Raw genomic sequence first — 11,885 nt, 5'->3', positions numbered from 1 at the left:
CATCCCCGCAGGGGATACCAACTTTATTCTTTGTGCTTTGTGCTTTATTCTTTAAATTGATATCATGAAAAAATTCCTAGTTCTCTTCGTGTTGTTTTCGACTCAGACAAAAGCTCAATCCTTCCAAGGCCTCCTCAAAAAAGCCACTGAAATCGCTTCAGGCGCCACTAAAACAGGCTTAAGTTCAGATGATATCGCCAACGGCCTAAAAGAAGCTTTACGTGTAGGTGCCGAAAAAGGCTGCGCAAACCTGGCTAAACCAGATGGATTCTTCAAAAATGCTGCCCTTAAAATCCTCATGCCACCAGAAGCCGCTAAAGTCGAAAGCACTCTCAGAAGTGTGGGCTTAAACCAAATCGCGGACGATTTCATCCTTAGTATGAACCGCGCGGCAGAAGATGCTTCAGCGACCGCTGCACCCATCTTTGTGAACGCTATCAAACAAATAACCATTACGGATGGGCTGACTATTTTACGAGGCGACGAAACAGCAGCTACATCTTTTTTGCGCTCAAAAACCGCTTCGGAATTGAAATCCAGTTTTAATCCCATCATAAAAACATCCTTAGACAAAGTAAACGCCACCAAATACTGGGAAAGAGCCATCACAGCCTACAATGCCATTCCATTCAGTAATAAGAAAATCAACCCTGATCTAGGTGCCTACGTTACAGAGAAGGCGATGGAGGGAATCTACAGCGAAATAGCAAAACAAGAGAAGGATATCCGTGCGAATCCGATGGCACGGACGACTGAGTTGCTGAAGAGAGTGTTTGAAAAGTAAGGGTAAGTGGTGAATGGTAAATGGTGAATGAGGTGTTTTCATAACATTACCCTAACTATATAGTTAATTTAATGGTATGGAAAATAATAGAATCAATTACATCGATTACAGTTTAAACGATCTGGAACAGGATTGCTGGAATAGATTAGTCACGGGTGCCAAGAAAAGCAGAACACCCTTTCATACGCCTAGTATAGCGACTTTAGCTAATGGCGAAGTGAGTTTACGAACCGTTGTTTTACGTAAGACTTTACCCACCGAGAGAGAATTGCGTTTCCATACGGACATCAGAAGCCCTAAATGGAAAGAGTTAATACATAATCCTTCTATAAGCGCGCTATTTTATGATTCCGAAGAGCGCATTCAATTACGCGTGAAGGGGAAGGCGGTTTTACATCATACGAATGATTTGACGGCCAAAGCCTGGCAAACCACCTCTCTTTCCAGCAGAAAATGTTATTTAACGCTCCACAGCCCTTCTAATTTTGCCGATTCATCGACAAGCGGACTTTCAGAAGACATCGAACAAGAGAACTTTACACTAGCAGAAAGTGAAGTGGGTTACGAAAACTTTGGCATTGTATCCATACATGTTCAATCGATCGATTGGTTGTGGCTGAACCATGCGGGACATAGAAGAGCTTTCTTTGATTATAGCAAAAATACATTTAAATGGATGATACCATAATTAATTCACTTCTGATTAATCATTTTCCGGATACTTTTTCTTTCGGCCTAGTGAATCTAATTTTCTTTCCGGTCCAATTTGTCAAGTTTCCAGAGCTGTCCATAAAGGAAAATTCGATTTCATAATTGTAGCCTAATTCCAAATTGAATTCACCTGAGCACATATCGTGTCCAACCATTATCTCATTTCCCACAGGATTAATATAAAATGTTGTTTTTTTCTTTGAAATCAGATCTTTTAAAGTTGTTTTCACAATTAAGTCGGGAGTGTCAGTCGCAGGTTTGCTAAAAATGGCAAACACTTCAGGGCCGCATCCATAATGAACAAAAGTCTTTCTAATTAATTTGGGTTGGGTCAAAATTTGAGGTTTTTCAATATCTTTCAAAGCTAAGACATGATAAGAATAGGGTTCAGTTTTGCGGGTAGACCTATTAAAATTCCCCAATTGTTCATATTCAGGTAAGTTGTCAATGAGTATTTGATAATCTTGGCCTGGGACTAATTCAGTTTCAGGTTTTAATAATGCTTGGGTTAAGTAGAATTGTCCAACATTGGTTTCATTAACCAATAATTTAATTTTGGTATCTCCAGATTTAAGATACACATCGTATTTTTTATTGAGTCCTAGAATTACTTCTTGACTTGCTCCATAACCAGTAATGATAAATATAGAATTTTGCTTAATTGTTTTACTTCCAGGATAAACATAAATACCATTGAAGGTACAGTCAGCAAATGCTGAAAATGTCACCAAAATAACTAGAAAAAGTGCAAGTACTTTTTTCATAAGTAGAAACTAATCTAAGAAAATTATTCCTTAATACATCTTACTGAAGCTCCTGTTGCTTTAACTGCTAAACCAATTTCAGCTCCAGTGCCTATTGATGTAAATCCGATTCCATAGGCATTAGTTAAATTAGTATAAGGAGTACTTGACCAATAGAATCCAATGTTTCCTTCACCTTGAACAATGCCTTTAACACTATCTCTTATACCTGCCAAAGGTAGTTTTAATGGTGATTCATACCCACTTTTTGAACCCCAACTTTCTATTTCTTCTTTCCATTCACGAGTTGTGGGTACTCTAAATCCTAAAGGACAAACGTTATTATCTCCACCATTCATAAGACCATTCCAAAGGCTATTTCTTGGAACAATAAGCCAATCCCCCCAAGAACTATTGCTTGATATAAAAGAATTATTTAAACCATACTCAGCATAAACTAATGATTGGGATATGGGTGAATCTCTGATTTGATGTCCATCTGAAGATCGTCCCCATTGGTATAGGTAGCCAAATGATTTAGTATCTGAGATGGATGTTGAAACATTAATTGCTCCCAAGTTTTTATCTAACCAAATTCTGCCTGTAGCAGAAACCACAGTTTTATAGTCTGGCTCAGGTAATGTGGTAAACGTTACTTCTTTTCCATAAGTGATACCTTTAGCATTTTTGGCATAGGCTTTGTGTGAATATTTAGTATATGATCTTAAATTTGGAATAGATTTTAAAAAGTCACCAATTCCTGAACCGACTTGAATTGAAATTACTGATCTGACCATTGAACCATCATAACCACCATCATACTCCGTAAGCAAAAAACCCCTCTCCAAAATACTTGCACCCCCATCGTTTATAATACTGCCATTTAAAGTGACTGAATAGAACAATAAGTTTTGAACTTCACCAGTTGATACTGTCGGAGGGATAAAGTCTAAAGTCAAAAAATAAAGTGTATTACCGTATGCTATTCCCTGATCATTTATTGAATAGGATCTGAAATAGTATTTTGTATTTACAAGTAGATTTGAAATTGATGCATTAAAAATTCCTTTACCCATTCCTGAGGTAACCTTTGAATCATTAATGGTAGGTAATGAATTAGAGTTACTAAAAACAAAACCTCGTTCTTTCACTGCAGAGGAACCTTCGTTAACAACTTCTCCATTCAATGTTGCTTTATCTATTTGAATGTCAGTGGCATCAGAAGTGATACTTTGTGGCTGTTTCAGTTCCTCTTGCTTGCAACCTATCATCAATAGACTAGCATAAAGAATGAATAAGTGCCAGCGTTTCATAATCGACAATTTGACGTTTATAACCTTTTAAATAGAAAATTAGACAATTAAAAGTACAGAATTAATAATAAAATACAATTTGAGTAGACCTAAACTACAACGAAATGAAGTAATAATGTGTTATAAGTATAAACCGAGCCAAAAGAATCAATACAAAAGGGGACAAAAGAGTGCCTAAAAGGCATAAAAAAACTCCGAAATCGTTAGAAATCGGAGTATTTAGTGCTATTAACTAGCTAGGAAGTGATCCCGCTGGGATTCGAACCCAGGACCCATACATTAAAAGTGTATTGCTCTACCAACTGAGCTACGGAATCATTCAAGCCGAAGCTTGGTATATAAAAATGGTTCACTCTGGAACCGAAAGGAAGTTCAACCACTGGTTGACCTTCGTTTGCAAAAGAGTAACTTTTTCCCCTTATTGCGGTGCAAAACTAGCACCCTTTTTTAAATAATGCAAGCCCTTTCTCTAAATAAAATTATATTTCTTGTGATTTTTTCTTTTGGTTTTGGCCAAAGAGCTTATTCCCAAATAGATAGAAATCAACTCGCATTAGCAGATTCTTTGTTTAAGGCGAATAGACTTTTGCGTGCGGAGAAAATTTACGTGTCCCATTTAAAGACCAAACCGCGCGATTCCGAAAATATTAAATTAAAACTGGCCTATATCGCGAAAGCAAAAAACGATTGGTTGAAAGAACTTTACTATTTATCTAGCATACAAGCGACGAATGCGCGGCCAGAAATATCGAAGCGTTTGGAGGAAATAGGAGAGAAGCAGGGGCTAAATGGCTTCAAGATGAGCCTTTGGGATCAGATTTATTGGCTTTACTTTAAATTCTTCCCATTCCTGCTAGGTTTCCTCTTATTGATAGCCTTATATGGGGCTGGAATTTTGACCTATTCCGTCTTTCAAAAGAAAGTGATACGCAGCAGTCAATTCACCTATTTAATCCTTTACATCGCATTTATTGGGCTATTTGCGAACTTTCCGGGCTTTTTAAATTATGGGATTATTACCAAAGACAAGTCTTACATGCGCGACTTTCCGTCATCTGCCGCACCGGTGGAGCGTCTTTTAAAGAAGGGAAATCGGATTAATTATTGGTTTACCCGTGATATTTGGGTGTATAGCCTGATTGAAAGTCAGCAAGGATACGTGAAGGAAGATGACTTCTTGCCTATTAACTAGAATCTAGAGGTGCAAAATTTGGAAACTTAAGTCCAAAATGATTTCGCGGTCCGTCTCCGCACTGCCGATAACCCCTTTTACTTTTAAATCTGCGTTCTTCACTGCTTCAATAATACGAACGACCTTCGCCAAAGGGTAATTTCTCGCCGCTGTCGTATAATCACGGACGAAATAAGGGTTCACTCCAATCAGCTTCGCAATCTCCCCGTCAGAGACATTTCCCACATCGTGGACCTGCAATACTTTAGAAAAGAAGTTAAATAACAAGACCAGCATAGGTGCGGCAGGATTCTGCTTGGCGTTTTCTGCAAAGTGGAAAGCTATTTTCTGCGCTTTTTCGGTGTTGCGCTGGATGATCGCTTTTTGGAACTCAAAATAATTGTATTCCCGGCTAATACCGATGTATTTCTCCACCTCTGCAGAGCCTACCTCAGCACCCGCTGGCACATTCACAGCTAATTTATCCGCCTCGTGCGCCATCCTAGACAAATCCGCACCCACATAAGAAACCATCAATTCGACCGTAGAAGGCTGAATTCTGATCCCTTTTTGGCCCAAATAATCTACTAACCAAGCACCCAATTTATCTTCCGACACTTTCTTCGATGTGACAATCACACCGTGCTTCACTAAGGCAGAAAACACTTTTGATTTATCAGAAAGCAAGGATTTAACAGTCAAAACCAGTAGGGTAGAAGGCGTCGGATTCGCACAATAATCTTCCCAAACCTTCAAATCATCATCTTTGGCCTTCGCATTTTCCTTCGCTTTCGCCATCGCCTCTATGAACGCCGCCTCCTTCACAATCACGACCTGACGTTCCGCCATCATCGGATACCGACGCGCCGTTGCAATAATAGATCCTAGACTATGATCTTTGCCAAAAAGGACAAATTGATTAAAACTTTGCTGATCCTCCGACAACACCTGCTTTTCAAAAGCATCCACCAGCTGATCAATCAAATAGGGCTCATCACCATGCAATAAATAAATAGGAGCCAGTTTTTTCTGCTTAATATCCTTTAAAACTTCTTGAGCGCTCTGTTGCATAGGTGAATTTAGTTAAACAAAAATAGGCAAAAGCAAAGGGATGGAAAAATATCTCAAGTATTTCCCGTAGGTTTGCAGGCAAAAAAACAGCTCAAACCATGTCAATTGCAAAAAATAACGTCGTATTCATCTCGTATCAACTAGCTTTTCCAGATGAAGACGGACAACCAGATGTCGTAGAAATCGTAGACGAAAAAGAACCAATGGTTTTTATTCACGGCCTTAGCGGCTTACCTGAAGCGTTTGAAAAGAACCTTTTGGGTCTTTCGATCGGAGATACATTTGATTTCAGCATCTCAGCGGAAGACGCTTACGGTAACATCGATCCTAACGCGATCATTCAATTACCTACCTCTATTTTCCAAGCTGAAGGCCAAACGGCAGACGATATCCTTCAAATCGGAAACTTCATCCCGATGACGGACGACCAAGGAAACCGCATGCAAGGTTTAGTCGTTTCCATCGAAGGAGAAACCGTTACCATGGACTTTAATCACCCATTAGCTGAGAAAACCTTGATGTTCCAAGGAAAAATCATCCATATCAGAGAAGCTACCCCAGATGAAATTGCCCACGGCCACGTGCATGGGGAGGGGGGAGTTCATCATTAAAACAAAAGGGGATCGAATTCGATCCCCTTTTGTTTTAAAAGAGTAGAGAGAATAGAGTAGAGATTATAGATAATAGAGTAGAGAGAAATAATCCGATTCTAATCGTTTGCGTATTATCTATGCTCTATACTCTCTAATTTATTCTCTAATAAACATCCATCAAAAAAGGGATCGAAATTCGATCCCTTTTTTGATTCCACCTTTATTCTTTGTGCTTTATTCTTTATGCTTTATATCTATACTCTATTATCTATTATCTCTACTCTCGTTTCATATTCAGAATTATAGCTCGGCTATAATTCTGAATATGAAACTACTTCCACCCCGAACTTCCTCAAAAAGTCAACTCCCTCATCAGACGCCAAGCCTTTATAGGCCGCATAGGAATTCAAGAAGATCACTTTCTTAACCTTCATGCTGTAAATAATACGCGCACAAGAGATGCAAGGGGATAGAGTCACGTAAATCGTAGAGCCCTCTACGGAAACACCATTTTTGGATGCATATAAAATCGCATTTTGCTCTGCATGCAAGGCTAACGAGCAACTTCCTTTGGAATCGCGGGGACATCCATCCTCACCAAATTCATCATCACAGTTGTGCGTTCCAGCGGGAGGCCCGTTGTAACCGATCGAAATAATGCGGGTATCTTTGGTTAATACACAACCCACTTGAGCGCGGGTGCAATGAGAACGAAGCGCCAGATTCTGAGCCAGTTCCATAAAGATTACATCAAACGAGGGCTTTTTCATAGGCATAAAAAAATCCCATAAAGGGATTTTATGTAGCGGGGAGCAGAATCGAACTGCCGACCTTTGGGTTATGAATCCAACGCTCTAACCATCTGAGCTACCCCGCCAAATTATGGTGCAAAGGTAAGCGTTCCGTCCGTAGAACACAAATATTTTCACAATACTTATTAATTTTGCACAGGATTTGGGATTTAGCCCAGAGTTAATACCTTTGTTTACAGGTAGTTTTACAAGTAGTTATACAGGTTAATTTATCCCCGTTCATATGTCACAAACTCCATATACTTTTGAATATGAGATCAAAGCATCGCCTAAAGTGCTTTATCCTTACCTAAGTGGTCCATCCGGATTACAACAATGGTTTGCTGACAAAGTAATCGTAAGAGGAAGCTCTGAATTGCATTTTTACTGGGATAATGAAAATCATCCAGCTTTGGTTTTACCTGGAAAAGCCAATAAATCAGTCAAATTTGATTTTAAAAGAGGAGATTCAGAACCAGGGAAGCACATTATTGAATTGAGTCTGGATGTAAGTGAAGTTTCGAATACGACCTATCTAACGGTAATTGATGGGGCATCGACCTTTAAAACGGATGCGGATGCAGAAGAATTGTGGGATTATTTAATAGACAAGCTGAAAGAAATAGTAGGGAGTTAGGATGCGTAAGATTGATAAATTAGTACTGCAGGCGTTTTTTGGACCATTTTTTTTGACACTTCTTGTTGTCATCTTTATTTTCCTGTTGCGTTTAGTGTTGTTTTACTTTGCTGATCTCTTTGGCAAAGATTTAGGGGCTTTTGTATATGTGGAGTTATTTTTCTACTTCTCATTGATTACGATTCCCTTAGCGATGCCGTTGTCGGTATTGCTTTCTTCTTTGATGACTTTTGGAAAATTAGGTGAGAACTTTGAGTTGACGGCACTGAAGAGTGCAGGGATCTCGATTTTCCGCATTATGCGTCCTATTTTAACAGTAGCGGTATTTTTAAGCCTCTTTATGTTTTGGTTTATGAACGTGGCTTTGCCTTGGGCAAATATCAAAGGTTGGAGTTTATTGTATGACATTAAGACAACGAAAACGACGTTGAACATCAAGGAAGGGATTTTTTACACGGATTTGACCGGCTATTCCATAAAAGTAGGGAAGAAGTACCCAGATAATAAGACCCTTAAGAACCTGATTATTTATGATCACACACACAATGACGGGAATCGCCATGTGACTTTGGCGGATTCTGCGCTGATGTATACGATCATGAACAAACGCTATTTAGTGTTTGAGCTGTTTAATGGGAAGGATTACTTAGAAGATGCAGATCAGGGTTCAGTGGTGAATCCAACGGAATTAGCGGTGCATGATTTCAAGAAAAGTAAGGTGGTGATGTCGCTAGCGGTGTTTGACCTCCAAAAAACGGACGAACAGCAATTCGCCCACCACGAGATTATGCGCAACAATAACCAGCTGGCAGACGATGCGGACTCGCTGACGAATACGATTACGATAGTGAGACGTGGATTTTTTAAGTCCTCTGCGGTGAATTTCCTATACCAGGTGACTCCAGTGAAGAAAACCTTGCAATTTTTCAAGAAGTCAGATTGGATTAAACCTCGCTTAGCAAAAGGATTGGCAGTTAAAAACCCCATTCCTTACGATTTAGCGGCGCAGCAAGCGAAAAATATGATCACCTCAGGCGAGACGAATAAGGCCATTTTAGAGGATTATGAATCAAAATTAAATAAGACGAATTTAGAGTGGCACCACAAGTTTACGAACGCGATTGCCATTTTGGTGATGTTCTTGATCGGGGCACCGCTAGGAGCCATTATTAAGAAAGGTGGATTCGGTGTGCCGGTCGTGGTCGCGGTTTCCTTCTTTATATTACTCTATATATTGACGCAACAAGGAGATAAGATGGCCAAAGAAGGCGCCTTAATCATCCAGATAGGGGCGTGGCTCGCGAACGGCATATTAGCTTTAATAGGAGCCTACTTCCTAAAGATTGCCTTAGCAGATTCTCGATTGTTCGAAACGGACTTCTATCGAGTGGTTTGGGACAGACTAAAAAGTAAATTCGTGCGAGTTAAAACAGAAGCCTAGAACATTTGTTTCTTAGCAAGAAAAAGAGTACTTTTGCAAATTCAATAAATATTTTAAACTTAAACTGGTAAAAGATGTATTTGTCACCTGAGAAAAAACAAGAAATTTTCGAAACAAAAGGGAAAGCAAAGTCTAAAATCGATACTGGTTCTTCTGAATCGCAAATTGCGTTATTCACTTACAGAATCAACTATCTGACTGAGCACTTGAAGAAAAACAAGAAAGACCACAGCACACGCTTAGGACTTTTGAAATTAGTAGGTAAGCGCCGTAGCTTACTTGATTATCTAACACGTACTGATATCACACGTTACCGTGCGATCATCTTAGAATTAGGTATTCGTAAATAAAAAAATCAGGGCTTCATTTCGGTGGAGCCCTATTTTATTCCCCCGCTGTAAACGTTTGAATCGTTCAAACAAAACTTAAATCACGCGAGGTTGCGTGAAATTTATTCAGAAACGTATGTCATTTAACATCATTACAAAGCATATTTCAATGCCCGACGGCAAAGAAGTCTCGATTGAAACAGGCAAATTAGCCAAGCAAGCGGACGGAGCAGTCGTAGTCAAATCAGGAAATATGATGTTGTTAGCTACTGTAGTGGCTAACAAGGAGGCCAAAGAAGGAGTTGATTTCCTTCCTTTATCAGTAGACTATCAAGAAAAATTTGCGTCTAATGGACGTATTCCAGGATCATTCTTAAAAAGAGAGGCTCGCCTTTCTGATTACGAAATCTTGATTTCTCGTTTAGTAGACCGCGCATTGCGCCCTACTTTCCCAGATGATTACCATGCAGATGTTCAAGTATTAATTAACTTGATCTCAGCAGATTCAGAAGTATTACCAGATGCATTTGTCGGTTTAGCGGCAGCTGCAGCTTTGGCCGTATCTGATATTCCATTCAATGGACCTATCTCAGAAGTTCGCGTAGCGAAAATCAACGGTGAATATAAAGTAAACCCAAGCGTTAGCGAATTAGCAGGTGCTTCCTTAGAATTATTAGTGGCGGCAAACGCAAACGATATTTTGATGGTAGAAGGAGAAGGAGACGAAGTTTCTGAAACCGAAATGCTAGAAGCTTTACGTATTGCACACGACGCGATCAAAATCCAATGCGCTGCATTGAATGAATTGACCGTAGCTTGTGGCAAGACAGAAAAACGTACGTATTCACACGAATCACACAATGAAGAATTGCGTGCTGAATTGTGGAAAAACTACTACGAGAAATACTTAGCAGTTGCAAAATTAGCGAATCCGAAGAAAGACGAGCGTAAAGCTGGTTTCAAAGCGATCGTTGATGAATACATTGCTTCTTTGCCTGAGGGTCACTTAGTGAGCCTTTCAATGGCAAAAACCTATTTACACGATATCGAAAAAGAAGCTGCTCGTCAATTAGTATTGCAAGAGCGCTACCGTTTAGATGGTCGTAAATTGAATGAAATCCGTCAAATCACCTGTGAAGTAGATTATTTACCTACTCCTCACGGTTCGTCTGTTTTCACTCGTGGTGAAACTCAATCCTTGACTACCGTTACATTAGGTACGAAAATGGATGAGCAAATCATCGACCAACCAATGACACAAGGGTACAACAAATTTATGTTGCACTACAACTTCCCAGGCTTCTCTACAGGTGAGGTTAAACCAAACCGTGGGGTAGGTCGTCGTGAAGTAGGTCACGGAAACTTAGCGATGCGTGCGATTAAGAAGGTTTTACCTAAAATGGAAGACTTCCCTTATACCTTACGTATCGTTTCTGATATCCTAGAATCAAACGGTTCGTCTTCGATGGCGACAGTTTGCGCAGGTACTTTGGCCTTAATGGACGCAGGTGTAAAAATTAAAGCTCCAGTGTCAGGTATCGCGATGGGATTAATTTCTGATTCAAAAACAGGTAAATACGCTGTATTATCTGATATCTTAGGTGATGAAGATCACTTAGGCGATATGGACTTTAAGGTAACAGGTACTGAAAACGGTATCACCGCTTGCCAAATGGACATCAAAGTACAAGGTTTATCTTACGAAGTATTAGCGGAAGCGTTAACACAAGCGAAAGAAGGTCGTTTACACATCTTAAACGAGATGAAGAAGGCGATGCCAGCTGTAAGAGAAGATTTCAAACCTCAAACTCCTCGTGCTACGGTTATCAAGATTATGAAAGACCAAATCGGATCCGTTATCGGACCAGGTGGTAAAGTCGTTCAAGATATCCAAAAACAATCAGGTGCAACCGTTACGATCGAAGAAAAAGAAGACGGCGGATACGTTAGTATCTTCTCTTCTAACGGAGATGCGATGGCGAAAGCGGTAAGTATGGTTCGCGGAATCGTTACTTTACCAGAAGTAGGAGAGGTATATGAAGGAAAAGTGAAGAATATTCAAGCCTTCGGAGCTTTTGTGGAATTTTTACCAGGTAAAGATGGTTTATTACATATCTCTGAGATTTCATGGGATCGCATCGACACGATGGACGGTGTTTTCAAAGAAGGAGATAAAATCAAGGTTAAATTAGTCGAAGTAGATAAGAAAACGGGCAAATTCCGTTTATCTGCTAAGGTTCTTTTACCTAAGCCAGAAAAACCAGAGGCTCCAGCTGCTTCAGCTGAATAATAAAAATGTTT

The 11,885-nt window shown here is 39.7% G+C and carries 12 protein-coding genes and 2 tRNA genes; 8 read left to right on the top strand and 6 right to left on the bottom strand.

Annotation, left to right across the window (positions count from 1 at the left end; translation table 11 throughout):
* The first annotated feature begins 64 nt into the window (after positions 1-64).
* Complete coding sequence (locus SKC35_RS02875; RefSeq protein ID WP_377977967.1) at positions 65-784, top strand: DUF4197 domain-containing protein; 720 nt, start codon at positions 65-67, stop codon at positions 782-784.
* A gap of 76 nt (positions 785-860) precedes the next feature.
* Positions 861-1,472: a pyridoxamine 5'-phosphate oxidase family protein gene (locus tag SKC35_RS02870; protein WP_377977966.1), complete on the top strand. Its 612-nt coding sequence runs from the start codon at positions 861-863 to the stop codon at positions 1,470-1,472.
* Positions 1,473-1,491: 19 nt separating this feature from the next.
* Here the strand turns inward: SKC35_RS02870 and SKC35_RS02865 are convergent, their stop codons facing one another.
* The 3 genes from SKC35_RS02865 to SKC35_RS02855 form a co-directional block, all read right to left on the bottom strand.
* Entirely contained in the window at positions 1,492-2,259 is a 768-nt protein-coding gene (locus SKC35_RS02865) for a hypothetical protein (RefSeq protein ID WP_377977965.1), read from the bottom strand.
* Positions 2,260-2,282: 23 nt separating this feature from the next.
* The gene (locus SKC35_RS02860; protein ID WP_377977964.1) at positions 2,283-3,551 is read right to left on the bottom strand and encodes a fibrobacter succinogenes major paralogous domain-containing protein; all 1,269 of its coding nucleotides are present in this window, start codon (positions 3,549-3,551) and stop codon (positions 2,283-2,285) included.
* A gap of 244 nt (positions 3,552-3,795) precedes the next feature.
* Positions 3,796-3,868, bottom strand: a tRNA-Lys gene (locus SKC35_RS02855).
* A 173-nt stretch (positions 3,869-4,041) separates the two neighbouring features.
* Here SKC35_RS02855 and SKC35_RS02850 point away from each other — a divergent pair.
* The gene (locus tag SKC35_RS02850; RefSeq protein ID WP_130896475.1) at positions 4,042-4,743 is read left to right on the top strand and encodes a hypothetical protein; all 702 of its coding nucleotides are present in this window, start codon (positions 4,042-4,044) and stop codon (positions 4,741-4,743) included.
* Between the two features lie 3 nt (positions 4,744-4,746).
* Here SKC35_RS02850 and holA read toward each other — a convergent pair whose 3' ends face one another.
* Complete coding sequence (holA, locus tag SKC35_RS02845) at positions 4,747-5,793, bottom strand: DNA polymerase III subunit delta (protein ID WP_377977963.1); 1,047 nt, start codon at positions 5,791-5,793, stop codon at positions 4,747-4,749.
* 98 nt (positions 5,794-5,891) lie between these two features.
* Between holA and SKC35_RS02840 the strand changes: the two genes are divergently transcribed.
* Positions 5,892-6,404, top strand: coding sequence for an FKBP-type peptidyl-prolyl cis-trans isomerase (locus SKC35_RS02840; protein ID WP_377977962.1), 513 nt, complete (start codon positions 5,892-5,894; stop codon positions 6,402-6,404).
* A 293-nt stretch (positions 6,405-6,697) separates the two neighbouring features.
* Here SKC35_RS02840 and SKC35_RS02835 read toward each other — a convergent pair whose 3' ends face one another.
* Positions 6,698-7,156 carry a deoxycytidylate deaminase gene (locus tag SKC35_RS02835; protein WP_377977961.1) on the bottom strand — a complete coding sequence of 153 codons (459 nt, stop codon included), beginning with the start codon at positions 7,154-7,156 and terminating at the stop codon, positions 6,698-6,700.
* A 33-nt stretch (positions 7,157-7,189) separates the two neighbouring features.
* Positions 7,190-7,263 (bottom strand) — tRNA-Met (locus SKC35_RS02830).
* Positions 7,264-7,421: 158 nt separating this feature from the next.
* On the opposite strand from SKC35_RS02830, the gene SKC35_RS02825 reads away from it, so the two are divergent.
* From SKC35_RS02825 to pnp, 4 genes are all read left to right on the top strand, one after another.
* Positions 7,422-7,814 (top strand): START-like domain-containing protein, encoded by a 393-nt coding sequence (locus SKC35_RS02825; protein WP_377977960.1) that lies wholly within the window; start codon positions 7,422-7,424, stop codon positions 7,812-7,814.
* A gap of 1 nt (position 7,815) precedes the next feature.
* Positions 7,816-9,255 carry an LptF/LptG family permease gene (locus SKC35_RS02820; protein ID WP_377977959.1) on the top strand — a complete coding sequence of 480 codons (1,440 nt, stop codon included), beginning with the start codon at positions 7,816-7,818 and terminating at the stop codon, positions 9,253-9,255.
* A 74-nt stretch (positions 9,256-9,329) separates the two neighbouring features.
* Entirely contained in the window at positions 9,330-9,605 is a 276-nt protein-coding gene (gene rpsO / locus SKC35_RS02815; protein ID WP_377977958.1) for a 30S ribosomal protein S15, read from the top strand.
* 115 nt (positions 9,606-9,720) lie between these two features.
* On the top strand, positions 9,721-11,874 hold the full coding sequence (pnp, locus tag SKC35_RS02810) for a polyribonucleotide nucleotidyltransferase (protein ID WP_377977957.1): 2,154 nt from the start codon (positions 9,721-9,723) through the stop codon (positions 11,872-11,874).
* Positions 11,875-11,885 lie beyond the last annotated feature (11 nt).

The sequence above is a fragment of the Aquirufa originis genome (assembly GCF_042714495.1).
Classification (GTDB): Bacteria; Bacteroidota; Bacteroidia; order Cytophagales; family Spirosomataceae; genus Aquirufa; species Aquirufa originis.
Note: the sequence above shows the minus strand (reverse complement) of the source record. Positions and strands in the feature narration are given on the sequence as shown.